This window comes from Lentzea sp. NBRC 102530 (assembly GCF_030269365.1).
Lineage (GTDB): Bacteria > Actinomycetota > Actinomycetes > Mycobacteriales > Pseudonocardiaceae > Lentzea.
Genome location: NZ_BSTF01000013.1, coordinates 148269 through 171508, shown reverse-complemented (window position 1 = coordinate 171508; position 23240 = coordinate 148269). Strand labels below are relative to the sequence as shown.

Genomic DNA, 23240 nt, shown 5'->3' with positions numbered 1-23240 from the left:
CATGAAGTGGTGGCGGGCAGGGGTGGCGGTGGCGGCGTTGCTGATCGTCGTCGTCGCGGCCGGCGGCACGTCCCCGATCACGTTGGTCGACCGCCTCGACGACCGCCCGCCCGCGGACCAGAACGCGCCGCAGGCGGACGTCCCGCTGCCCACCGAGCTGCCGGGCGTGTTCGCCGTGCCCCTCACCGTGTACCTGCTGCTGCTCGCCGGGCTCGTGGTGTTCGGGTTGATCGGGATCGTCCTCGCGTTCCAGGTGCCGCTGTGGCGTCGCCGCCGCGGTGAGCGCGGGATCGAGATCGAGGGGCACGAGGTGGGGGAGACGGCGGTGGTGCGGCGTGTCGAGAAGGCGTTGCAGGAGTTCACCGCGCACCCCGGACGGCCGCCGCGCGACGCCGTGATCGCCGCGTGGGTCGCGCTGGAGGCCGCTGAGGAACGCTTGCCGCACCAGACGCCGACCGAGTTCACCGAACGGCTCGGGGTGGACGCCGCGGTCCTGAAGGACCTGTACCAGCGCGCGCGGTTCGGGCACGAGGACGTGACGGCCGCGCAGGCCGAGCAGGCGCGCGAGGAACTCGACCGGATCGTCCGGGAGCTCGCGTGAAGACCGCGCTGGCGTTGGTGGCCGGGGTCGTCATCGGCGTCGTGATCTGGTTGCTCGGCGTGCCCGTGCCGTGGGCGGTCGCGCTCGCCGTGCCGCCGACCGCGTTCTGCGTGCTGGTGAGCAGGTTGCCGCGCGCCACCGACGTGCTGTGGACCGCGGACCCGCCGCCGCCCGCGTCGATCAGCACCGCGCACGCCAGCACGCTGGCGAGCCGGCTGGAGGAAGCGGCGCAGGACTCCAGGCGGTACGAAGACCGGTTTCGCGCGCGGCTCTCCAGGCTCGGCATCGAGTCCGGGGAGATGCCCGATCCCAAGACACTCGCGGAGAAGCTCAGGAGGGTCGAGTGACGATTGCGTTGGAGGCCGGGGAGGTCCTCGACGAGATCGGCAAGGTCGTCGTCGGGCGCACCCGGACGGTGCGGCTCGCGCTCGCGGCCGTGCTGGCGGGCGGGCACGTGCTGCTGGAGGACGTGCCGGGGCTCGGCAAGACGTTGATCGCGCGGTCGCTGGCGCAGGCGTTGTCGCTGGACTTCCGGCGCCTGCAGTGCACGCCCGACCTGCTGCCCGCGGACGTCACCGGGTCGTTCCTCTACGACCCCGGCAGCCGCGAGTTCGAGTTCCGGCACGGACCCGTGTTCACCGGGTTGCTGCTCGCCGACGAGATCAACCGGACGCCGCCGAAGACGCAGTCCGCGTTGCTGGAGGCCATGCAGGAGCGGCAGGTGACGGTCGAGGGGCGCACGTTCCCGCTGCCCAGGCCGTTCCACGTGCTGGCGACCTCGAACCCCGTGGAGTACGAGGGCACCTACCCGTTGCCCGAGGCGCAGCTCGACCGGTTCCTGGTGCGGCTCGACATCGGCTACCCGCCCGCCGAGGAGGAGGTCGAGGTCCTGCGGCGACGGCTCGCGCGGCAGCGTGAGGAGGCCGAGGTGCCGCCGGTGCTGGCTCCCGGCCGGCTCGCCGAGCTGCAGGCGCTGCTCGAACAGACCACGGTGGACGACGATCTCCTGCGGTACTGCGTCGACCTGGCGGTGTCGACCCGCGGGCACCAGTCCGTCGAGGTCGGTGCGTCGCCGCGAGGAGCGCAGGGACTCGTGCTCGTCGCCCGTGCGCTGGCCACTTTGGACGGACGCGCGTACGTGACGCCCGAGGACGTCAAGGAGTGCGCGGTAGCCGTGCTGGCGCACCGGCTCGTGATGAAGCCCGAGACGTGGACGTCCGGCGTGAACGGCGTGCAGGTGGTGACCGACCTGCTCGGCAGGGTGCCGGGCCCGCCCAGCTCATGAGCAGTGCGGACAAGATCAGGGAGGCGTTCTCCCAGGCGCACGGCGCGCACTGGCACCCGACCGACGCCTACTCGCGGGCCGTGTGGCTCGGCGTCGGGCTCGTCGTGGCCGGGATGTTCCTGCACCAGCCCGAACTCGTGCTGTTCGGCGTGCCGCTGGTCCTGTCCGTGCTGCTGACGTCGAAGCCGCGGGGCAAGCCCGCGGTGAGCGTGCGCCCTGTGCCCCGCGGGGCGGGGGCCGGGGTCGTGCACACCGTCGCGCACGTCGACGGCGCGGACGCGGAGATCGCGGTCGTGAAGCTGCCCGGCGGTGCCAGGGCGATCCCGGCGCACTCGCCCGACCTGCCGGTCCAGATCCGCCGCGACGCCTGGGGACCGGGCGTCGACCTGCGGCTGGACCACCTGTTCGCAGGTCCGGACGGCCTGCACGTCTACGGGCCGGTCGTGGGCGTCGAGCACGTCCGCACGATCCTGCCGCCGGTCGAGCACCACCCGTCCGGTCCGTTGCCCCCTCGGCCGGCCGGGCTGGTCGGCATCCACCGGTCGCCGCGGGCGGGGGACTCGACGGAGCTGCGCGACATCAGGGCGTTCCAGCCGGGGGACAGGCTCCGGCGGATCGACTGGCGCGTGACCACCCGCACGGGCGTCGTGCACGTCCGGGAGCGGCACGCCGAGGCGGACGCGGAGATCGTGCTCGCGCTGGACACGCGCGCGGACGTCGGGGCCGAGGTCGCCGAGTGGTCGTCGCCGCGGTACGGGGCCACCGCGCGGCCGGGCGGCAGTCTCGACCGGGCCGTGCGGCGGGCGGCGTCGATGGCCGCGGGCTACCTGCGGCAGGGCGACCGGGTGGCGTTGGTGGACCTGTCCCGGCCGCAGCTCAACGTGCGGTCCGGGGTCGGGCGGCGGCACCTGCTGCGCATCCGCACGCAACTCGTCGTGTGCGTGCAGGCAGCGGGGTGGTCGTCGCACGTGGCGTTGCGTCGGCTTCCGCACGGGAGCGTCGTCGTGCTGCTGTCGCCGTTCCTCGACGACGAGATCGCGGAACTGGCCGTGCAGACGCGACGGCACGGGCACGTGGTGCTGGCGATCAACACGCTGCCGCTGGAGCTGGTGCCGGATCCCGAGTCCGCCTGGGGTGAGGTGGCGGCCGAGCTGATCGCCGCGGAGCACCGGGTGCGGCTGCGGAGGATGGCCGAGCACGGGGTGGCGGTGACGCGCTCGTGCTGATGCGGCTGATGATCGTGCTCGCCGCCGTGCCGGTGGCGGTGGTGCTGCACCTGGAGGCGACGTCGCTCGTGCCGTTGCTGATCGTCGTGGGGCTGACGGTGCTGACCGTGCTGATGCCGGGGAGCGCCGGTCCGGCGTTGCTGATCGGGTACGCGGCGTTGGCGATGGCGTTCGCGGACGGGCACCCGGTGCGGCTCGGCGTGCTGATCATGATTCCGGCGTTGCACCTGATTCACGTGACTTCCGCGCTCGCCGCGGTCGTTCCGGTGAAAACGAGAATCGAACTCGCTGCGCTGAAAGCACCAGCGCGCCGGTTCGCCATTGTCCAAGTGATCACATTTGTCGTGGCGGCGTTCGCGGCCGTGATCCCATCGGGTGCCGGGATCGGGCTCGTGGAGGTGCTCGGACTGGGCGCTCTGACGGTCGTCATCGGGGTCGTCGCGCTGAGGATCTGAATCGAGACTCTCAGGCACAACACCTCGCGTCGGGGTCGAGGCGCAGGTCAGCCCCGATCGTGTCCCGCATCACCGGGCGACGGTAGTCACAACGGCCCCTCCGGACGCGCGAAAAATGGGGTCCTGGTGCGACCATGTGTGTATGGCTGCTGTGAAGTCGAACCCCACGCGAATCGTCATTGTCGGCGGTGGGTACGTCGGGATGTACACGGCTCTCGGACTGCAGAAGAAACTGCGCTCCGGCGAGGCGTCCGTCACTGTCATCGACCCGCAGCCGCACATGACCTACCAGCCCTTCCTGCCCGAAGCGGCGGCCGGCTCCATCGAGCCGCGCCACGTCGTCGCTCCACTGCGCAAGGTGCTCAAGCGCTGCCACGTCGTCACGGGCCGCGTCACCAAGATCGAGCACGCGCGCAAGATCGTGACCGCCGAGCTGTCGGACGGCCACGTCGAGGAGATCGAGTACGACGTGCTCGTCTCCGCGCTGGGTGCGATCTCCCGCACGCTTCCGATCCCCGGCCTGGCCGAGGTCGGCATCGGCATGAAGACGATCGGCGAGGCGATCTACGTCCGCAACCACGTGCTGTCACGCCTGGACCAGGCCGCGAGCACGAACAACGCGGAACTGCGCAAGAAGCTGCTCAGCTTCGTCGTCATCGGTGGTGGCTTCGCGGGCATCGAGACGCTCGCCGAGCTCGAGGACATGACGCGGTATGCGCTCAAGTACTACGAGGGCATCAAGCCCGAAGAGATGAACTGGGTCCTGGTCGAGGCCGCCGGCCGGATCATGCCCGAGGTCTCCGCCAAGCTCGGCGCGTGGACGGTCGAGGCGCTCGAGAAGCGCGGCATGAAGATCTACCTCGACACCCGCGTGAAGTCGCTCGAGGGTGGCCACGTCATCCTCGACGACGGCACCGAGTTCGACTCCGACACGATCATCTGGACCGCCGGCATGAAGGCGAACCCGGTGCTGCGCAACACGGACCTCCCGCTCGACGAGCGCGGCCGCGTCCGGTGCACCGCCGCCATGCAGGTCCAGGGCCTCGACGGCGTGTGGGCCGCCGGTGACTGCTCCGCGGTGCCGGACCTCTCGCGCATCGAGGAGGACCCGACGGCGACGTGCGTGCCGAACGCGCAGCACGCCATCCGCCAGTCGAAGCTGCTGGCGAAGAACATCGTCGCGTCGCTGCGCGGCCAGAAGCCGAAGGACTACTTCCACAAGTACCTCGGCTCGGTCGCCGGCCTCGGCCTCTACAAGGGGGTCGCGGACGTGTTCGGCCTGCGCTTCAAGGGCGTGCCGGCGTGGTTCATGCACCGCAGCTACCACGTGGCGTTCATGCCGACCGTGAACCGCAAGCTGCGCGTGCTGATGGACTGGACGCAGGCGCTGTTCTACGGCCGCGAGATCGTGGCTCTGGGACAGATCAACGACCCGAAGTCGGACTTCGACCGCGCGGTCCAGTCCTGACGTCGTCCTGACGCACGGTTAGACCATCACTCCTTGTGAGTGACGAAGTGCCCCGAACGGGATCCCGTTCGGGGCACTTCGTTGGTCCGGAGGCGGAACTTGAGCCCCCAATCGGAGTAAGCTCCAGGGGCTGCCTTGACATTGCGTTACGTGTTTCGGAGACTACGGCTGGTGCATCACCTGAATGCGTGATTCGCCATGTGGGGAGAGAGGTGATCCCGATGTCTCTCGAGGAGCTGGCCGCACAGCTTCGTCGCGGCGAGATCGAGGACCCCGCGTTGGCGCAGTACGCCGCAGAGTACGCGCAGGCGGGGCAAGTTTTCCGCAGCAAGAAGGACGATTGAGCAGGTCGGCTGACGGGCGGGTGCCAGGTGCCCCGTCCGAGGCTGCCAGGCCTCTCCTCCTCCAGGGCCAGGAATACCTCTTCCGCTCACCGCCCAAGTGCCTGGACTTCCAGGAGCAGGTCCACCGCCTCGGCATGGTCGACGAGGGCGACGGCAACCCGCAACCGTGCGTGCTCGTCCTCGCCCGCGCAGCCGACATGGAGATGAACGAACTCTCCATCGCCTTGGCCGAACGCGGCATCCGCATGGCCCGCATCGACGCCGACCGCTGCGTGGACCTCCCCCTCTCCGTGTACACCGACCAGCCGTTGATCGAACTCGACCGCTGGCTCCTGCGCCCCCTGCTGGTCTGGCGCCGCCACTTCGAACTCTCCGCGGTCCCCGTGGAACCAGGCACCCTCGCCGGCGCCTACGCCGTCGACCAATGGGCCTCAGTGGCCAACTGGCTGTCCTCACGCGCCGACTGGGCTCATGTGAACCCCTCGCGCTTCTCAACGCACCTGGACCGCCTCACGCAGCTTTCCGACGCCTCCGCCTTCGGCCTCCGCGTCCCCCGCACGGCCGTGACAACCCGTCCAGGCCGAACGCGCCCAGGAGGCGGCGCCTGCATCGTCAAGACGGCGGGCAGGCACCTCCTGGAACCCCGCCCGGGCGTCCAGCACGGCCTCTTCCCCAGACCGCTGGAAACCTCCCGCGCCTCCGACGCCCCGGAACCGGCCCCGGTGATCGTCCAGGAGTACGTCCCGTCCGAGACGGAACTGCGCGTCTTCGTGGTGGGCGAACAGTGCATCGCCTACCAGGTGGACAAGCTCGACCCGGCCCAGCTCTGGGTGGATCCCGACGCGGTCCGCGTCACGCCGACGTCGGTACCCGCGTCCCTCTCGGACAAGTTGCTGGCCCTGGCCCGTCACTGGCGGGTGCAGGTGGCGGCGTTCGACCTGCTCGTGACCGGTGGAGACCACGTGTTCCTGGAGATCAACGTCAACTGCGACTGGCGCTGGTTCGAACACCGCGCGGACGACACCAGCGTCTCCACCGCGGTCCACGACTGGGTGGCGCTCCGCTTCAAGGAGCTCCTCGGCGCCGGGAGGGCACGCTGATGTTCGGGTCCGTTCGACGCTTACCCGGATGCTCGCTCTAGTCCAATTCGCTGGGCCGCTCGGGCGAGAAACGACCATCCGCTCACACAAGCCGACGATCAAGGCCTAGGCTCACCGCGCCCCCGTAGCCCAATCGGTAGAGGCAGGTCCCTTAAAAGGATCACAGTACGGGTTCGAATCCCGTCGGGGGTACTTCCGTTCACCTATATGGATCACCCTCTGACCTGCGAAGACGCAGTCGGGGGTGATCTTGTAACTGCCGGTGACGTCGCGTTGCGCGGTGACCGTCAGTGATCATCGTCGACGCCGCCAAGACCATTCACGGTCGCGTTCCGGTGTGGCCTTGATCACGAGTGCCCCCTGGGGACTTCGGCGACCCCTCCTGCTCGTCGATAGGCCTCACGCTGCGACGGAATGGAGTGGAATACCGGCAAGAGAGGTTCGATTGAGTAACACCCGAACGGGCGACATGCGATCTTGTGACTACTGATCGTGCTGTTGGGGGAGGGCCCGTTCTTCATGCGTGAGCACTTGCGCGCTGTTCTGCAGCTTCAGCCCGAGTGGACCTCCAAGAACACGTCCGGGATGAAGCGGCGTGGTCAGCTGGTTCGGGATCAGGTGGCGGACTGGCTGACGGAGCAGTTGCCCACGATCCAGCAGGCAGCACCGGTCGAGATCGATGACTGGCGGGCCGAGGGAAGCGACGGCACGGGCCTCAAGTCGGAGATCCCCTGGGCCCGCGTGCATTCGTTGAGCCGCTCGGACTCCGCGACCAAGGGGTGGTACGTCGTCTACCTGTTCTCCGCGCCGGGCGACCGCGTCTATCTGTCGTTGATGCAGGGTGCGACCCGCTGGCAGAACGGGGAGTTCAGGCCGCGGCCCCGACGCGAACTGCGGGAGCGCGCGCGGTGGATGCGGGCTCAGTTGGCGACGCGTCTGCTCGAGCGTCCGGACCTCGTCGACGAAATCGAGCTCAAAGCGCGCAAGACGGATCTGGGGCGGGCGTACGAAGCCGGAAATGTCGTCGCGTTCGAGTATTCGTTGGACGAACTGCCCACCGACGAGGTGTTGAAGGCCGACCTGACGTTCCTCGGCGGTGTCCTCAGCGAGCTCTACGAGATCGTCGAACGAGCCGTCGACCTTCCCGGCGAGCAGGCGCCCGAGATCGCCGACGCGGAGGTCGAGGCCGAGCGTTCAGCCGGAAAGGCCCGGCGTCGCCGTCGGCTGCGCCTCAGCTCGGCGGAACGCGTCGCGATCGAACGTCGTGCCGTCGCGGTGGCGATGGCGCACCTCGACGGGGAGGGGTACGCGGTGGACGACGTGGGAGCGAAAGAGTCCTACGACATCGATGCCCGACGTGCGGGCGAGCATCTGTTCGTCGAGGTGAAGGGCACCACGACCGTGTGGACGGACAGCTCCGAGATCGTCCTGACGAAGAACGAGGTCGACCTGCACCTGGAGCAGCACCCGAACACGATGCTGATCATCGTCAGCCGCATCGTGCTCGACCGCACCGCGACGCCGCCGACGGCCTCGGGCGGGGAGTTGCGGGTCATCCACCCGTGGCAGATCGCGGTGCCCAACCTGACACCGGTGTCCTTCCGGTACCTCGTGGGGGAGTGACGGGGCCGGGTCAGTCGTTCCAGTCGCCGATCACCGGTGGTGCGACCATCTCGTCGCTGCCGAACGTCGCGTCGGGGTCCGGCTCCAGCAGGTAGGACGGGGTGGTCCGTTCGAGGTCTTCGTCGCCCTGACCCCTTGCACCGCCCGCACCGGCCCCCATGCCTCCCATGGCGCCCGCGCCCACCGCGCCGCGTGCTCCCGCCGCGCCACCCGGTCCGACACCACCGGTGCCGCCGCGGCTGGTCGCTGCCTCACCCGGCAGCACGCCGGCCGAGCCGCCAGGGCCGAATCCCTTGGGAACACTCGATGTGGCACCGCCGGTGGCGCGCAGGCCACCTGACCCACCGATGCCTCCGCCGGAACCTCGGCCGCCGCCACCACCGGAGCCGGTTCGGCTGGTGCCCCTGTCGCCCGGCAACTGGCCGGGCAGGACACCCGGGGTGACCAGACCGGTGCGCGGATTGTTGTGGTCCGTCACGTGGTTGCCGCCCAAGCCAACGTTCTGGTTGCCGCTCAAGCCGCTGGTGTTCGTCGTGGTGTTGCTGCCGGTGTTGGTGAGCGGTGCCGTCCACGCGGAGTTCGTGGTGTCGCCCGGTCTCGGCGGCTGGGAGGCATCGCGATCGGTGTCGCCGGGGCCGGGGTTGATCGGCCGCGGCCTTGGCTGAGGTTGGGGCTGAGGTTGGGGTTGGGGCTGCGGTTCCGGCTGCGGTGGCGTTGGGGGAGCCGGAGGTGGCGGGGCGAACGCCGGTTGGGCTGTCGCGGTCTGCGCGACGGTGCGGTCGTACACCTCGACGGCGTCCGCAGCTGCCTGGTGTTGCTTCTTCTGCTCGGCGAACGCTGCCTGGTCGGCGGAGATCTGCGTCGCGAGCTGGATCGGGTCGGTGATGGCCATCCGCCGCGCGTTGGCCGCCGCAGGGTCGTACGGGACGGCCGGAGGTGGTGGCACGGTGGACTTCACGGTGCTCAAGGCCCGCGACTGCTGGGTGATCAGCGTGCCCGCCAGCTGGGCTGCCCTGCCTGCTTGGGACGCCTTGTTGCCGAGGCCCGCGATGGCCTTGCGGGCGTTCTCGGCGGCCGTGCCCTCCCAGGCGGTCTCGCTGTTGCTGATGGCCTGGGCGATCCGGCTGTGGAACTGGGTGAGCGTGTTGCCGATCGCGTTGTAGGTGTGGCCGGCCGCGCCGACCACGCCGGGATCGACCTTGGTGTTGACCATCTCGTGCAGTTGCTCGTGCGTGATGCCGAGGTAGTGCACACCCGGTGCGGCTGGGGCCTGCCGCCGCGGTACGTCCTTGCTGCCCAGTTCGACGGCCTGGAACTCCAGCAGGTCGTCGACCTGACCGTTGCCCTGGAAGAACGCGAGCAGCGGGCCGATCAACGGGCCGTGGGCGGCGAGGTTGGTTGCGACGACCTGGTCGTGGAGTTGCTGGGCGTTCTGCGCCTGACCGCGCTGCTCCAGGCCGTAACGCGTGTAGACGTCGCCGCTCGACCGACCTGGTGTCGTCTCGTTCATCGCTGATCCCGTCTCACGGAAGCTTCGGTTCGACCATGCCGGCGACCTGCAGGGCGAGGGGACATCCGTCGCCGCCGGCCACGGGGATGCTCAGCACGTCCACGCGCGATGACGACGTGACGCCGAGCGTGACCATGCACCCGCCCGAACTCCTGCCGCTGACCTGTTTCGCCGGTCGGTCACCCACCTTGATCTCGGTGATCTGGCCACCGCTCGCCTGGACCTCCTCCAAACCCAGATTCGTGCGGACCGCGATGCTGAAGCCCGTGTCGCCGATCCGCCACTGGCAGGTGTCGGCGGTGCCGACGGTCTGCCGCTTCGGATTGACGGCGCCGAGGTCGCCCGCTTCCTTCGTCGCCACCAACGAGCACGGGTCCACGCCGCTCAGCGCTACGCCGGCCGCGCTGGACGCCGTGGTGGGGGCGCTGGTCGCGGACGAACCCGTCTCCGTCGGTTCTGCCGCGGGGCGGGCCGTACCGCTGGTCGTTCCTCCGCACGCGGCCACGAACACGAGCGCGCCTGCGGCGAGGGCGGTGAGGCTGAGGCGTGCGGTCACGTGCGTTCCTCTGCAGTTCACGAGTGGGGACCGGCTTGTTTGAGGTCGAGTGCGGAGCCCCTGTCGGTGGCCTCGTACGCGTCCATCGCCTTCTGGACTTCGTTGCGGAACTCCAGCGCTTCCTGCTGGAGCTTCTTGAGGACGGTGGTCGCGCCCTGCACCGGGTCTGAGGCCACTGTGGCGATGAACGGCTTGTACACCTGTGCGGCGGGTGTCGTGCCCAGCGGCAGTTCTTCGGTGAGCTGGTCCGCTTGGAAGGCCAGATCGGAGAGGGCGTCGTACAGCTCGTTGGCCGCGTTGATCAGCGCGTCGCCGCCCGAATCGTTGATGGCCCAGCCACCACCGGCCGACTTCAGGTTCGTCAGCTCGGTCTCCCACGGAGTCAAGTCCGACCAAAACTCACTCATGACAGGCCTCCCCCAGCAGGTGTCTGAAAGTTAGCAAGCCGTCGCTCCCCGTGTCTGAGTGTTGCAGTGTGTGACCACGAGTTGGCCAGGAATTGGCCATCAGACGACCGAACGGACGATTCGGGTCAGCTGGCGGTCCAAGCCGGCGAGGTCGGACGGGGTGTAGGTCGCGTGCAGGCGGCCGTCCTGATCCGTCTCGTTCAGGACGGCGTAGCGGCCGGAGTGGGTGTCGAGCCAACCCATGGTGGTGGAGGTGCTGTTGTGGCGGCTGCGCACGGTCACAACGAAGTCGCCGCCGCCCAGACGCGGTTGGCGCAGCAGTTCGACGGCGGCGGCTCGCGGGGTCGTCGCCTGCCTCACGGTCGAGGTGAAGGTGAGTTCCGAGAAGTCCTGCTCGGGGCGCCGGGCGGGCTTCGGCGGGTCGGCCGCGACGGTGATCGACGTGCCGGGGCCCGGCTTCAGGGGCGGCAGCAGACCGATCAGGCGGCGCACCACCGCGTCTGGTTCGGCGAACGTGAAGTGCAGTGACTCGTGTTGTTGTACGGCGATCACGGCCGTGTGGTCGTCGATGGCCGCCACGGCCAGGTGGTGGTGTTGGTCGGCGTTGCCGCACATCGCGATCGACACGCGGGCCTTGGCGAACACGGTGAGCGTCCGCACCAGTTCGGGGGCGAGGTCGCCGTTGCGGATCAGGCCTCGGGCGGCCAGGTCGGACTGCGCGGTGTGGGCGAGGCGCAGGCGTTCGTCGGTCGCCGTCGCATGGTGCGGGATGGCGAACGGGAACTGGCGCACGTCGAGTTGCAGTGCTGCGCCCAGCAGGTCCAGCTCGGCGAACGTGCAGACGATCTCCCCAGCCAAGGTGGCTTCCCTCCCCCGAAAACACCCCGCTCCCCAACGGTGTGTGACCCGGCAATCATGTCGTTAGTCGCCAAATGGTCTAAGGAGCGTTACAGATTCGGGCGGGTTCCGCTGCGCTGCTCGCGGAGAACCACGCTGCTGGCCTAGCAGTTGTTCCACCTGCTCACGGTCATAGCTGCTTGCTGTGAGTGAGTGTCACGAGGGTGGGCAATTCAGGATGAACCGGACGGGTGATTTGGGGCGGTACGAAGGATGCTGTGGGTGGTCACCAGGTGGGGCGGGTCGTCACGCCGCCGTCCACCACGAGGTCGTGGCCGGTGATCCAGCGGGCCAGGTCGGAAGCGAGGAACACGCAGGCATCGCCGACGTCCGACGGCGTGCCCAACCGCCCCAACGGCGCCGCCTCCTCCCATCGGGCGACGCCCTCCGGCCATTCCGAGGCGATGCCAGGGCGGGCGATCAGGCCGGGCGAGACCGTGTTCACGCGGATGCCGCGCGGTCCGTACTCCAACGCTGCCGCACGCGCGTGCATGATCAGCGCTGCCTTCGACGCGGCGTAGTGGGCGTGGCCCGGCGCGGGGTGGGTGCCCTCGATCGACGCGATGTGCGTGACCGAACCACCGGCCGGCAGCAGCGGGGCTGCTGCCTGGGTGACGGCGAACGGGCCGAGCAGATTGGTGTCCACAACGGACTGCCACTGCGAGACAGTCATGTCCGGCAACGGTTCCACGGGCTGCACGCCCGCGTTGTTGACGACGCAGTCCAAACGGCCATGTAGAGCAAACGCGTCGGAGACCACGCGTGCCGCCGAGGTTCGCAGGTCGCCGTCGGCCAGCCCGCGGTGGCGCACGACGTGAGCGCCCGCATCCAGAAAACGATCGCAGATGCCCGCGCCGACACCGCCGCCTGCGCCGGTGACCAGGACCACCCTGCCGCTGAGATCGATCACGAGACGATGCCCTTCACGTGGGAGACCAGCCAGTCGACGATCTCACCACGGCCCGCGGCGAACGCGTTGCCGGCGACCTCCACGAACCTGCCACCCGCCTCGCGGACCAGCACGGCGCCGGCCGCCACGTCCCACGGGAAGGTGCCGATGTTGGCGACGGCGTCGGCGCGCCCGGCCGCCACCCAGGCCAACGCCAAGGCCGTCGAGTAGACGCGGCGCACGTCGGCGATCTCCAGCAGCGAGCCCAGCAGGTCCATCTCGCCCGAGTAAGGGCTGCCGGGCAACGGGATGTCGGTCAGCACGAGAGGACGAGGACCGGCGGACGGCGGGATCACCAGGCCACCGGACCGAACGGAGAACGGCACGTCGACGGCTGCGGTGAAGAGTTCGTCGCGGAACGGGTCGAGCACGCAGCCCGCGACCAGCACACCGTCCACCGCCGCGGCCACGGAGATGCACGACAACGGGATGCCGCGCACGAAGTTGCGGGTGCCGTCGATCGGGTCGACGTACCAGGTCACCGGGGCCGTGGCGCTGCCGAGCTCCTCGCCGACGACGGCCGAGCCGGGTGCGCCGGCCATCAGGGTCGTGCGCAGGAACGACTCCACCGCCAGGTCGGCGGAGCTCACCTGGTCGTAGGTGCCCTTCGACGACACGTCGACGTGGACGTCGCGCAACAGGACGGCGGCGTCCACGCAGGAGCGGGCGGCCAGGTCGAGCAGTTCGGCTGGGGTCACGGCGCTCATTGTGATCGGTCACAAACACGACCGGATGACTCTGGGCAACGTCCTACCCGCACACGTGACCTGAACCACCACGATGAGCAGACCTGACAACGACGTTGGAGGATCGGGATGCGAATCTTGGCGGGCGTGGCGGCGCTGGCGATGTTGGTCGCCGGAACAAGCACGGCGCAGGCGGACGTCGTCGAGTACGTGGCCATGGGCGATTCGGCGGCGGCCGGGCCGTTGATCCCGAACCAGGATCCGGCGCTGTGGTGCCTGCGCAGCAGCAACAACAACTACCCGCAGGTCGCGGCGAAGATCCTCAACGCGAAGCTCACGGACGTCACGTGTTCGGGCGCGACGACGGACGACTTCGCGGGTCGGCAGTTCGGGTTCGTGAAGCCGCAGTACGAGGCTCTCTCCAAGAGCACCGACCTGGTGTCGATCACCATCGGCGGCAACGACGTCGGGCTCGTGCAGACGGCACTGGGCTGCATCAACCTGCTGCCCGAGCCGATCGGGCTGTCGTGCAGGGACCGGCTCACGGCCGGTGGTGACCAGGTGGCGGCGAAGATCGCCCAGTGGGCGCCCGAGTTCGGGGCCGCGCTCGACGAGGTCAAGCGGCGGGCACCGCACGCCAAGATCCTCGTCACCGGCTACGGGACGTACGTGCGGCCCGGCGGGTGCTACCCGGTGCAGCCGATCTGGGCGCGGGACGCCGACTTCATCCAGGGCTCGGTGAACCTGTTGAGCGCCACGGCCAAGGCGGAGGCGGAGAAGCGCGGCGCGTCCTACGTGGACCTGGCGGCGGTCAGCGTCGGCCACGACACGTGCGCCAAGCCGTCCGAGCGCTACCTGGAGGGCCTGATCCCGACGACGATCGCGGCGCCGTTGCACCCCAACGCGGCGGGCATGCAGGCCTTCGGGACTACGGTCGCGCGCGCCGCGCAGCAAGCGCAGCCGTCAAAAGCGTGACGTGCTCGATGCGCGTCGGGTCGAGGCCGGTCAGCTCCGCCACGCGCCTCAGCCGGTAGTCGACGGTGTTCGGGTGCACGTGCAGCTCGGTTGCCGCGGGACGGCGTGAGCCGCGGCGGAGGTAGACCTCCAGCGTCTGCACCAGTTCCTCGGTCAGCGGTGCGACGATCTCCGCCAACGGCCCGAGCGCGGCGCTCGGCCGGGAGAGCTGGTACTCCAGCAGCACGTCGGTGAGCCGGAAGAGGCCGGGACCGGACGCCACGGCCAGCACCTCGCGCGCCAGCACGGCGGCGGTCGCGACCCCGGAGGGAGGGGCCGCGACCGCGGCCGCCGTCACCGGAACACCGGCCGCGCGCGTCACGTCCGCCACGATCCGCTCCAACGGCAGGTCCTCGCCGGGCAGCAGAGCCAGACCACCCTCCGGCGTCAAGGAGGAAAGCGGCTCGCGGCTGTGCCGTTCCAGCTCCACCCGCAACCGCCGCAGCTTGCGCCGCGACGCCACCGCCGTGTCCACACCCGGCAGCAGCTCGTCCGGGTGCGGCGGCACGGACAACGCCAGCACGACGTAAGGCCCCTGCGCCTCAACGGTTCCGGCGAGCAGGCCGGTCAGCAACGTCGCCCGCGCCGAGCGTTCGTCGTCGAACATCGTCTGCCGCTCGTCGAGGTATCCGGCGCTCACCACGGGCGTCACGAGCTGCAAGTACCGCAGTGCCAACGCGTTCAGCGCCAGCACGTCCTGCACCTCCTCCGGCCGCGCCTCGGGCACCAGCCGTTCCCAGACGACCTGGATGCCCTCGTGGTACGCCGTGAGCACCACGTCGATCGGCACGCCCTCCTCGGCCCGCCGCGCCGCCGACTCGCGCAGGAACCTCAGCTCGTCGGCCGACGGCAACTCGCCCGAGTCGAGCACGAGGGCGAACGCGCGCAACGCGTGCTCGGTGACCCGGTAGATGTCGCCGGACAGCTCCTCCGCGGGCAGCTGGGCGTACGCCGGCACGCGCTCGACCAGCGCCGACACCACCTGGCGCACGAACGACGGCATCTCCGCGACGAGCCGCGCGGCGAGTGGACGTCCACCGATCACGTAGGACATCCGCCGATTCTGGCCTAGATCTCCAGGATCGTGCCGTCCAGCGGGACTTCCACCCCCGCCTCGCGCAGTTTCGCGGACTCGGGTGAGGCCGGGTCGAGTACCGGGTTGGTGTTGTTCAGGTGCGTGTAGATCCGCCGCACGGCAGGGAATCGGCGCAGCTCAGGCAGGCTGGCCGTGATCGGCAGGTGCCCCATCGCGGCCTGCCCGGACGAGCTGCCGGTCGCCGACCCCATCTCCGACGCCGCGTAGAACGTGCCGTCCAGCAGCACGCACGAGGCACCCGCCACCACCTCGTCGAAGCCCGGCGGCCACGACGCCAGGCAGGGCGCGTAGACCAGCACCCCGCCGGTGGCCGGGTCGAAGAACCGGTAGGCCACCACCCAATGGCCGTCCACAGTGGACGAGCGGGCGTACTTCGGCCGCTTGCCGCTGATCGGGATCGCCGACACCCGCAAGCCCCCGAGGTCGAAGTCGCCGTCCACCTGCCGCCACGCCACGGGCGCGTACCCGTCGATCACCGACCGCAGGTCGAACTGGTCCCGCAACGCGTGCAGCACCGGCCCCGGCGCCCACACGGTCAACCCAGCGCCACCGCGCAACGTCAGCAGCCCGAGCGTGTGATCGAGCTCGGCGTCGGTGAACAGCGCCCCGCGCAACGGGGTCTCTCGCGCGCCGGGACCGGGGTCCAGCACCGGACACCCGGCGATCTGCGTGCGGATGTCCGGCGACGCGTTGACCAGCCACCAGTCGGTGCCGTCCGCGCTGATCGCCAGGCAGTCCTGGGTCCGCGAGGGCAACGTCCCCGAACGGGCACGCACGCACAACGCACAAGCGCAGTTCCACTGAGGGAACCCGCCACCGGCCGTCGTGCCGAGCAGAACCGCCTTCACCGCATCTTCCTCATCGCCATCGCCATCGCCGGAACGGGAGCGGGCTCCATCTCCGTCTCCAGGATCAGGTCCACAGTGGACCGGTCTTGGGACAGCGAGCACACGGGGTCAGTCGCCGCGGCGTCCCCGGTCAGCTGGAACGCCTGGCAGCGGCACCCGCCGAAGTCGATCTCCTTGCGCGGGCACGACCGGCACGGGTCCTGCATCCAGTCGAACCCGCGGAACGCGTTGAACGACGGCGAGTCGTGCCAGATCTCGTGCAACGACGCCGAAAGCACGTTCTCGATCTGCAGGGAGGAGATCACCGAGGCGGCGGGGCAGGGGAGCACGTCCCCGTTCGGCGCCACCGTCAACTGCCGCGCACCCCACCCGTACATGCACGGCTTCGGGTGTGCCTCGTGGTAGTCCGCGATGACGTAGACGATCTCCATCCGCCCCTTCAGCCGCGCCTGCGCCGCGGCGACGATCGGAGCGGCGACGGCCAGCTGTTTCCGCGTCGGCAGCAGCACGGCCCGGTTGCGCAACGCCCAGCCGTAGTACTGGGTGTTCGCCAGCTCCAGCCGTTCGGCGCCCAGCTGCTCGGCCATCGCGATGATGCCGGCGATGTTGTCGAGGTTCTGCCGGTGCAGCACCGTGTTCACGGTCAGCGGCAACCCCTCTGCCAGCACGAACGCCGCTGCTTCCACCTTGCGGTCGAACGCCTTGATGCCCGCGATCCGGTCGTTCCCGGCCTTCGTCGCGTCCTGCAACGAGAGCTGCACGTGATCGACACCGCGCGCGGCCAACGTGCGCACCCGGTCGCGCGAGAGCCCGACCCCGGACGTGACCAGGTTGACGTAGCACCCGAGGCTGTTCGCGTGCGCCACCAGTTCGGGCAGGTCCGGCCGCAGCAGCGGTTCGCCGCCCGACAGGTGCACCTGCAACGCGCCGAGCGACCGGGCCTGGTCGAACACCCGTCGCCAGTCCTCGGTCGACAGCTCGGCCTCCCGCCGCACCAGCTCCAGCGGGTTCGAGCAGTACCCGCACTGCAACGGGCACCGGTGCGTCAGCTCCGCCAGCAGTCCGAACGGCGCCTCAGCCATCGACGTCCACCACCCTCCGCTCGACCAGCCGCGACACCAGCGCGGCCACGTCCGACGGCTCCACCCCGCTGTACTCGTCCGCCAGCACCACCGCGATGTCGCCGATCGACCGAACGCCATCGCAGAGCGCCACAACGGATGCGGCCGTCTCGTTCAGCACCAGCACACCCTCGGGGAACAGCACGACGTGCGCCTCACGGATCTGGTCGTAGGTGCACTTCACCCCGCGCCGGATCCGCGGCACGGCCTCCAGCATCACGGCCTGCCCTTGCCCGAGTAGTAGTCGACCGCGTCCAGCACGGCCCGCAGCACGTCGCACTTGAACGACAACGCGGCCACCGCGTCGAGCTGCTGCTCACGGGTCCGCGAGTGCTCCACCACGATGTCCAAAGTGGCCTGTCCCTCGCCGGCGACCGCCTGGATGCGGTGCGTGAAGTAGGCGAAGCCCTCCTCGGCGATCCACGGGTACTGCTCCCGCAACGCCGTCAAACGCTTGCGCATCAACGCACCCGAGAACATCTCGGTGAGCCCGGAGGCGATTCCGACCACCCACGGCCTGGTGCGTGCGAAGTTCACGTACGCGTCCACGGCGAACCGCGTGCCGGGCAGCACGTGCCGTTCGTCGAGGACTTCTTCCCGCGTCAGCCCGACGGCCTCCGCGAGGCGGATCCAGTTCTCCGCGCCACCTTCACCCGGCTGCGTGCCGTCGTGCCAGATGATCCGCTCACGCCACTGGCGCCGGATTTCCGGCGACGGGCAGTTGGACAGGATCGCGGCGTCCTTCTGCGCGATGCAGCGCTGGTAGTACCAGCGGTTCGCGGCCCACGCCTGCAGCTCGTGCTTGCTCAGCAGACCGGCGTGCATGCGCAGGTGGAACGGGTGGCTGTCCCAGTACCGGGGGGCGAGGGCGCGCAACTCGGCGACGAACTCCGCAGGGGCAACGGCAGTCATGGGCGGGAACCTCCAGGAACGACGCGCGGAGCCGGGGTTCCCGGTAGCAGACCAGAAACCCCGGCGCGATGCCTGACGTCAGCTGCGGGCCGCGTAGGCGGTGACCTCCATCGGCGTCTCGAAGTCGCGGAAGTCGGGCTTGACCCACTCGCGCTTGACCTCGGGAAGCTTCGTCTCGGTGGTCGTGACGGCAACGTTCATGGCGCAACTCCTCGGTCTCCGGCTCGCCGGCCGTCAGGCGGGCAAGCGCTTTCCGTGGTTGCGGCGGCGAACCACACGGTATGGGGTGAACGGCATCAAGGTCTAGAGCTGTTCACGAAGTTCCCAGTAGTGATCGGAGGAGTGGCGCAATCGTCCTGCGCTTCGTCCGTTCCGCGAAGCTGTCGATTCCGGAACATCGGACCAGTGTTGCGGGTGCCTTCGATGTGTGATTGCGTAAACACGCCCTGCAACACCGCCGCCGCAGACTAATTCGAGCGGACCCGAAGGAGAGCACTCCATGCGTGCTCGTCGTATCGCAGCAGCGGCAGCCTGCACTGCCATGGCCGCGACCCTGTGCGTCATGCCCGCATCGGCCCAGGACGGGCCGTCCGCACTGGCGGAACGCACACTCGCCACGAAGCTCGACATCCCGTGGGACATCGAGTTCCTACCGGACGGCAGCGGGATCTTCACCGAGCGGGACACCCGCAAGATCAAGAAGATCAAGGGCACCACCGTGACCGAACTGGACACGGTCGAACAGGCCCAGACGACAGGCGGCGAAGGCGGACTGCTCGGCCTCGCCGTGTCGAAGACGTTCGCGACCGACAACTCGGTCTTCATCTACTACTCGACGGCGAGCGACAACCGCGTCGCCAAGCTTCAGCTCGGCGGCACCCCGCAGCCGATCGTCACCGGCATCCCCAAGAACCGCTACCACAACGGCGGCGGCCTCGAGTGGGGCCCGGACGGCTTCCTGTGGGCCACCACGGGCGACGGCCAGAACACGTCCACCGCGCAGAACTGGAACTCGTTGGGCGGCAAGGTCCTCCGCTTCGACACCGCGGGCAGGCCCGCGGCCGGCAACCCTCGCGCCGGCAGCGTCGTCTACTCGATCGGCCACCGCAACGTCCAGGGCATCACGTGGATCGGCAACACCGCGTACGCCACCGAGTTCGGCAACAACTCGACCGACGAGCTCAACCGCATCGAGGCCGGCAAGAACTACGGCTGGCCGACGTGCGAGGGCAACTGCAACACCGCGGGCATGACCAACCCGGTCAAGACCTGGTCGACGAGCCAGGCCGGTCCCGCCGGTGTCGCGTTCTACAAGAACGCCCTCTACGTCGGTGCCGTCACCGGCAAGCGCGTCTGGAAGATCCCGGTCAACGGCACGACGCTCGGCACCCCGCAGGCGGTGTTCTCGAGCTACGGCCGCGTGCGCGCGGTGGCTCCGGCGCCGGACGGCACGCTGTGGCTCGGAACGTCCAACCAGGACGCGAACGGATCACCGGGTGCGAACGACGACCGGATCATCTCCACCGACGGCTGAGCCGGCAGGAGGATCAGTTGCGGGCAGCGGGCATCCGGCGGAGCTGGTCCAGCACCGCCGGGTCCTGCAGCTGCATCCACTGGATCACCTCGGTGTAGGTGGCGCACACCGTTTCCGGCTTGTCGCACACGAACTCCATGAACTGCTCCATCGCCGTGGAGAACGCGTTGCCGTTCCACTCGTTGAAGTGGTTGCCGACGACGATCGGCGCGCGGTTGCCGTTCAACGCGGCCTGGTGCACCGACTTGTAGGTCTCCAGCACGATCTGGGCGAAGTCCGCGGCGCGCTCCGGCTGCTCCGTCGCCTTGTTGAGCGAGTACCAGAGGTTGAAGTCCATCATGACGACCTGCTTGCCCAACCCGGGAACGCGGACCTCGGGCATCGGGAACTCGTACAGTCCGTTCTGGACGGTCGGCCACTGCACGCCGAGCGCGACCTTGCTGGTGTCGTAGACGAGCCCGTTCGCGGCCATCGCCGGGAAGGCCTGGTCCCAGTTGCCTTCCAGGCACGGCGTCCGTCCACCCCGGACGGCGTCGGCGGGCAGGTTCAGGCCGGCGGCGCGCGACCTGTCGACGATCTGCTTGAACTGGGCCAGTTCCGCGTTCCAGGCCGCGGTGTCCCACTTGTCGACCGACGGCTGGGTGCCGTTGGAGCAGAAGTGGCCGTTGTAGTGCGTGCCGATCTCGTGGCCGTCGGCGATCACCTGGTTCAGGTAGGCGATGCGGGACGTGACGTCCTGCCTGCTGCCGCCGAAGTCGATGTCGGAGATGCCGCGCTTGAGACCCGCCGGCGGCTGGTACTGGTTCTTGTCCGGGTCCGCGAGCATGTAGACGCCCGACAACAGACCGGTGACGTGCGCGTTCTTGGCCTTCGCGATCGGCAGGACCTTGTCCCAGTGCTGCTTCGACACCGCGCCGTCGAACGAGAAGAGGACGAACTGCGGCGGCTTCTCGCCGGGGGCGAGCTTGCGCATCCACGGTTGCTTCGCGAGCTGTTCGGGGGAGGGCGCGGGCACCGTCGGCGTCGGCCCGGCGTCCCTGGGAGCGGGCAGTCTCGGTGCCATCGGCAGCGGTCCTGATTCAGCCTGGTTCGCCGGCTCCTTGTTCGAGCCGAGCGTGAACACCATCGCTAGAACCAGCCCCAGAGCCAGGCCCGTGGTCAACCATCCCCACCGTTTCACACTAAAGGAGACGACTGATTACCCGAACGGGTTGCGCGAGGTGCGCGATTGGTCACTGAACGGGTTCGGCGATCACGACCCGGTTCGCCTCGTACCCCTGTTGACCACCGATCCACGTGCCACCACACGTGACGAGGACCAGCCGATGAGGGCCGCGCGGACCGAAGAACTCCATCGCGCGCGCGGGCAGTTCCTCCTTGCGCACGGTCTCGATCTGCTTGATGCGGAACTTGAACTCCTTGCCCGCGCTGTCGGCGATGACGACCTCACGGCCGTTCTGCGCCTGCCACAGCTCCGCGAACGGGCCCTTCGCGCCCTTCCAGTCGACGTGCCCGGCGAGCACCGTGGCGCCCTCCGCGCCCGCGAGTTCGGTGCCCCACCACGTCGCCTCGCCGATGCCGTCCGGCACCGGCAGCACGCCGTCCTTGACCTCCTTGCGCACGAGCGTCGCCGACCCGCCCGCGGGCAGCCGCACCGAGCCCGGTCCGGCCTTGGGTGGCGCGGGCTGTTGTTGCTGCGGTGGGGGATCGGCGGGCTTGGCGTTGGCCGTGTTGGCCCCGCCGAGCAACCCCGTGAGGTCGGCGCCGCGGCCGGTGCTCAGACTGTCCGCCACCGGTCCCGGCCCGACGACCGGGATCTCGTCCGCGACCGCGCGCCCGCGCAGGACCTCGGTCTCGGACGTGCCGACCAGCACGCCGGCGGCGGCAATGCCCGCCACCAGCGCACCGGTCAGAAAAGCCTTCGGACTCACTGCCTGCGCCACACCAGGAAGCCTGCCAGCGCCGCACCGAGCAGCACCAGTCCACCCACGGCGAGCATCAGGCCCGGACGCAGCTGCGTGTCGAACGACGCGGTCGCGACCGGCGTCCGGCCGTCCGCGCCCGCGGGGATCGTGCTCGGCACGACGGGCGTGTTCGGCTTGTTCACCAGTTCGAGCGCGAGCGTCTGGCCCGCGGCCAGCGTGCCGCACGCCGACGGCGGGGCCTTCGGGTCGAAGAACTCCTCGTAACCCTTGGGCGCGGACACCTCGACGAGGCAGATCTCCTGCGGCGTGCGCAGGTCCGGCACCTCGACCGTGCCGTCGGGACCTGTCTGCAGCACGAGCGGCTTGCCGTCGGTGCCGACGAGGTCCGTGTCGTCCTGCTTCTTCGCGGCCTTCGTCTGGTCCTTCGCGGTGACGCGCAGCGCGACGCCCGGGATGGCCTTCTTGGTCTCCGAGTCGATCTTCGTGATCTTCACGGCGCCCGGCGCGGTCTTCGCGGTGGTGTTCGCGCCGGCGTTCAGCTTCTTCTCGCCGCCGGTCGTGACCATGCGCTGCATGTTCTCGGTCTGGATCGGGAAGTGCACGACGGGCCGGTCGGCCGGGGAGTCCGCGGTGACGGCGATCGCGGGCTTCGGGCCGGTGGCCACCAGCTTGATCGCGGCCGGGCTGCCGTCGGCGCCGGTCTTGACCGTGCCGCTGGTCGAACCGTCGGCGAGCTTCGCGTCGGTCAGCGTGAAGGCGATCGGGGCGTTCGTGACGCCCTTGTCGTTGGCCTTGAGCAACGACGTGGTCCAGGTGGACTCGGCGCCGATGATCAGCGGCTCCTTCGGCGCGGTGGCCGTGAGCTTCCACGGGCCGCGGTTGGCTTCGGCGTCGGCCTTGATGCGCGCGACGGTGTCCATCACGGACTGCGGCAGACGCGCGGCGTAGAAGGCGGAGTCGTAGGCGAGGAGCTTCGGGTCGGTCGTGTCGAGCCGCACCGGACCGTCCACGACGGACGTCCACGTGTGCAGCAGGTGCGCGAGCGCCGCGGCCTCGTCCGGCGACTGCGTCGTGGAGTAGCGCAGCAGCAGGTAGGAGATGTTGGCCGCGATGTCCGGGGCGAGCGACTTGCCGGCCTTGGTCTTGAGCTCGTCGCCCTCCTGGTAGCCGACGTTGCTGTCCGGCGCGGGCAGGGCGTACTGCACGCACCACACGTGCTTGCCCTGCCAGACGTATGAGCCGTGCCACTCGCTACCGGGTGTGGCGTTGGGCTGGAGCCCTGACGCGTTGTGGCCGATGCCCTTGACGCCGACAGCTGTCGCCGTCGCGGGGACGGTGAGGAGCGCGAGCCCCGAAACCATCGCCACGGCGGCCAGACGTTTCCAGCCCATGGTGAATCGTGATCCCCTCTGACCTGTGTGTATCCCGCGTGCGAGCTTGTCGGTCCCCCAGAACGGGGACAAGCCGCCACGAGGGGGAAGTCTCGCGCTACCCAGGGTGTGAACGTGATTGAAATGTGACGGGTGTTACTCCCATTGTGGGTGACACGCCGCGACACGCCGTAGTCTCACTACGCTCCGGAGTTAGCGCAGTATTTGCGCACGTGTGATCGTCGTTGCGGGTAAAGTCGCCTTTACCGACGGGGAACACAGCACGGAACGTGCTCGTTGTACCCCGTGACGG

At 69.4% G+C, this 23240-nt stretch carries 26 protein-coding genes and 1 tRNA gene; 12 read left to right on the top strand and 15 right to left on the bottom strand.

Annotated features, from left to right (window positions below; genetic code table 11):
* The first annotated feature begins 1 nt into the window (after window position 1).
* The 10 genes from QSK25_RS31475 to QSK25_RS31430 all read left to right on the top strand — a co-directional run bounded on the left by QSK25_RS31475 (window position 2) and on the right by QSK25_RS31430 (window position 8102).
* Window positions 2-601 (top strand): DUF4129 domain-containing protein, encoded by a 600-nt coding sequence (locus tag QSK25_RS31475; RefSeq protein ID WP_285643611.1) that lies wholly within the window; start codon window positions 2-4, stop codon window positions 599-601.
* On the top strand, window positions 598-948 hold the full coding sequence (locus QSK25_RS31470; protein WP_285643610.1) for a hypothetical protein: 351 nt from the start codon (window positions 598-600) through the stop codon (window positions 946-948). Before QSK25_RS31475 ends, QSK25_RS31470 begins: the two co-directional genes overlap by 4 nt.
* The gene (locus tag QSK25_RS31465; RefSeq protein WP_285643609.1) at window positions 945-1886 is read left to right on the top strand and encodes an AAA family ATPase; all 942 of its coding nucleotides are present in this window, start codon (window positions 945-947) and stop codon (window positions 1884-1886) included. The genes QSK25_RS31470 and QSK25_RS31465 overlap by 4 nt, the downstream gene beginning before the upstream one ends.
* On the top strand, window positions 1883-3112 hold the full coding sequence (locus QSK25_RS31460; RefSeq protein ID WP_285643608.1) for a DUF58 domain-containing protein: 1230 nt from the start codon (window positions 1883-1885) through the stop codon (window positions 3110-3112). The genes QSK25_RS31465 and QSK25_RS31460 overlap by 4 nt, the downstream gene beginning before the upstream one ends.
* Window positions 3106-3567, top strand: a complete 462-nt coding sequence (locus tag QSK25_RS31455; protein ID WP_285643607.1) for a hypothetical protein — start codon at window positions 3106-3108, stop codon at window positions 3565-3567. Before QSK25_RS31460 ends, QSK25_RS31455 begins: the two co-directional genes overlap by 7 nt.
* A 142-nt stretch (window positions 3568-3709) precedes the next feature.
* A complete protein-coding gene (locus QSK25_RS31450) occupies window positions 3710-5035 on the top strand; it encodes an NAD(P)/FAD-dependent oxidoreductase (protein WP_285643606.1) in 1326 nt (441 codons plus the stop codon).
* A 221-nt stretch (window positions 5036-5256) separates the two neighbouring features.
* On the top strand, window positions 5257-5379 hold the full coding sequence (locus tag QSK25_RS31445; RefSeq protein ID WP_256238980.1) for a hypothetical protein: 123 nt from the start codon (window positions 5257-5259) through the stop codon (window positions 5377-5379).
* On the top strand, window positions 5376-6479 hold the full coding sequence (locus QSK25_RS31440; protein ID WP_285643604.1) for an ATP-grasp domain-containing protein: 1104 nt from the start codon (window positions 5376-5378) through the stop codon (window positions 6477-6479). Before QSK25_RS31445 ends, QSK25_RS31440 begins: the two co-directional genes overlap by 4 nt.
* 118 nt (window positions 6480-6597) lie before the next feature.
* A tRNA-Leu gene (locus QSK25_RS31435) sits at window positions 6598-6671 on the top strand.
* 327 nt (window positions 6672-6998) lie between these two features.
* Window positions 6999-8102: an MrcB family domain-containing protein gene (locus QSK25_RS31430; protein ID WP_285643603.1), complete on the top strand. Its 1104-nt coding sequence runs from the start codon at window positions 6999-7001 to the stop codon at window positions 8100-8102.
* Window positions 8103-8112: 10 nt separating this feature from the next.
* Here the strand turns inward: QSK25_RS31430 and QSK25_RS31425 are convergent, their stop codons facing one another.
* From QSK25_RS31425 to QSK25_RS31400, 6 genes are all read right to left on the bottom strand, one after another.
* Window positions 8113-9612: a hypothetical protein gene (locus QSK25_RS31425; protein ID WP_285643602.1), complete on the bottom strand. Its 1500-nt coding sequence runs from the start codon at window positions 9610-9612 to the stop codon at window positions 8113-8115.
* Window positions 9613-9625: 13 nt separating this feature from the next.
* Window positions 9626-10168, bottom strand: a complete 543-nt coding sequence (locus QSK25_RS31420; RefSeq protein ID WP_285643601.1) for a DUF3558 family protein — start codon at window positions 10166-10168, stop codon at window positions 9626-9628.
* 17 nt (window positions 10169-10185) lie between these two features.
* Complete coding sequence (locus QSK25_RS31415; protein WP_285643600.1) at window positions 10186-10575, bottom strand: hypothetical protein; 390 nt, start codon at window positions 10573-10575, stop codon at window positions 10186-10188.
* A gap of 99 nt (window positions 10576-10674) precedes the next feature.
* On the bottom strand, window positions 10675-11433 hold the full coding sequence (locus QSK25_RS31410; protein ID WP_285643599.1) for an ESX secretion-associated protein EspG: 759 nt from the start codon (window positions 11431-11433) through the stop codon (window positions 10675-10677).
* Between the two features lie 265 nt (window positions 11434-11698).
* Window positions 11699-12382, bottom strand: coding sequence for an SDR family NAD(P)-dependent oxidoreductase (locus QSK25_RS31405; protein ID WP_285643598.1), 684 nt, complete (start codon window positions 12380-12382; stop codon window positions 11699-11701).
* A complete protein-coding gene (locus QSK25_RS31400; RefSeq protein WP_285643597.1) occupies window positions 12379-13119 on the bottom strand; it encodes an inositol monophosphatase family protein in 741 nt (246 codons plus the stop codon). The genes QSK25_RS31405 and QSK25_RS31400 overlap by 4 nt, the downstream gene beginning before the upstream one ends.
* 117 nt (window positions 13120-13236) lie before the next feature.
* Here QSK25_RS31400 and QSK25_RS31395 point away from each other — a divergent pair, with 117 nt between their 5' ends.
* Entirely contained in the window at window positions 13237-14082 is an 846-nt protein-coding gene (locus QSK25_RS31395) for an SGNH/GDSL hydrolase family protein (RefSeq protein ID WP_285643596.1), read from the top strand.
* Here the strand turns inward: QSK25_RS31395 and QSK25_RS31390 are convergent.
* The 6 genes from QSK25_RS31390 to pqqA all read right to left on the bottom strand — a co-directional run bounded on the left by QSK25_RS31390 (window position 14036) and on the right by pqqA (window position 18299).
* The gene (locus tag QSK25_RS31390) at window positions 14036-15175 is read right to left on the bottom strand and encodes a PucR family transcriptional regulator (RefSeq protein ID WP_285643594.1); all 1140 of its coding nucleotides are present in this window, start codon (window positions 15173-15175) and stop codon (window positions 14036-14038) included. The genes QSK25_RS31395 and QSK25_RS31390 overlap by 47 nt on opposite strands.
* 14 nt (window positions 15176-15189) lie before the next feature.
* Window positions 15190-16065, bottom strand: a complete 876-nt coding sequence (gene pqqB / locus QSK25_RS31385; protein WP_285643593.1) for a pyrroloquinoline quinone biosynthesis protein PqqB — start codon at window positions 16063-16065, stop codon at window positions 15190-15192.
* Window positions 16062-17147, bottom strand: a complete 1086-nt coding sequence (gene pqqE, locus QSK25_RS31380; RefSeq protein WP_285643592.1) for a pyrroloquinoline quinone biosynthesis protein PqqE — start codon at window positions 17145-17147, stop codon at window positions 16062-16064. The genes pqqB and pqqE overlap by 4 nt, the downstream gene beginning before the upstream one ends.
* Window positions 17140-17403 (bottom strand): pyrroloquinoline quinone biosynthesis peptide chaperone PqqD, encoded by a 264-nt coding sequence (gene pqqD / locus QSK25_RS31375; RefSeq protein WP_285643590.1) that lies wholly within the window; start codon window positions 17401-17403, stop codon window positions 17140-17142. The genes pqqE and pqqD overlap by 8 nt, the downstream gene beginning before the upstream one ends.
* On the bottom strand, window positions 17403-18098 hold the full coding sequence (gene pqqC / locus QSK25_RS31370; protein ID WP_285643588.1) for a pyrroloquinoline-quinone synthase PqqC: 696 nt from the start codon (window positions 18096-18098) through the stop codon (window positions 17403-17405). Before pqqC ends, pqqD begins: the two co-directional genes overlap by 1 nt.
* A gap of 78 nt (window positions 18099-18176) precedes the next feature.
* Window positions 18177-18299, bottom strand: a complete 123-nt coding sequence (gene pqqA / locus QSK25_RS31365; RefSeq protein ID WP_166045134.1) for a pyrroloquinoline quinone precursor peptide PqqA — start codon at window positions 18297-18299, stop codon at window positions 18177-18179.
* 340 nt (window positions 18300-18639) lie between these two features.
* Here pqqA and QSK25_RS31360 point away from each other — a divergent pair, with 340 nt between their 5' ends.
* The gene (locus QSK25_RS31360) at window positions 18640-19632 is read left to right on the top strand and encodes a PQQ-dependent sugar dehydrogenase (protein WP_285643586.1); all 993 of its coding nucleotides are present in this window, start codon (window positions 18640-18642) and stop codon (window positions 19630-19632) included.
* A gap of 13 nt (window positions 19633-19645) precedes the next feature.
* Here QSK25_RS31360 and QSK25_RS31355 read toward each other — a convergent pair whose 3' ends face one another.
* The 3 genes from QSK25_RS31355 to QSK25_RS31345 form a co-directional block, all read right to left on the bottom strand.
* Window positions 19646-20794 carry a polysaccharide deacetylase family protein gene (locus QSK25_RS31355; RefSeq protein ID WP_285643584.1) on the bottom strand — a complete coding sequence of 383 codons (1149 nt, stop codon included), beginning with the start codon at window positions 20792-20794 and terminating at the stop codon, window positions 19646-19648.
* A gap of 70 nt (window positions 20795-20864) precedes the next feature.
* A complete protein-coding gene (locus QSK25_RS31350; RefSeq protein WP_285643582.1) occupies window positions 20865-21575 on the bottom strand; it encodes a class F sortase in 711 nt (236 codons plus the stop codon).
* The gene (locus QSK25_RS31345; RefSeq protein ID WP_285643580.1) at window positions 21560-22948 is read right to left on the bottom strand and encodes an MSCRAMM family protein; all 1389 of its coding nucleotides are present in this window, start codon (window positions 22946-22948) and stop codon (window positions 21560-21562) included. Before QSK25_RS31345 ends, QSK25_RS31350 begins: the two co-directional genes overlap by 16 nt.
* Between the last annotated feature and the right edge of the window lie 292 nt (window positions 22949-23240).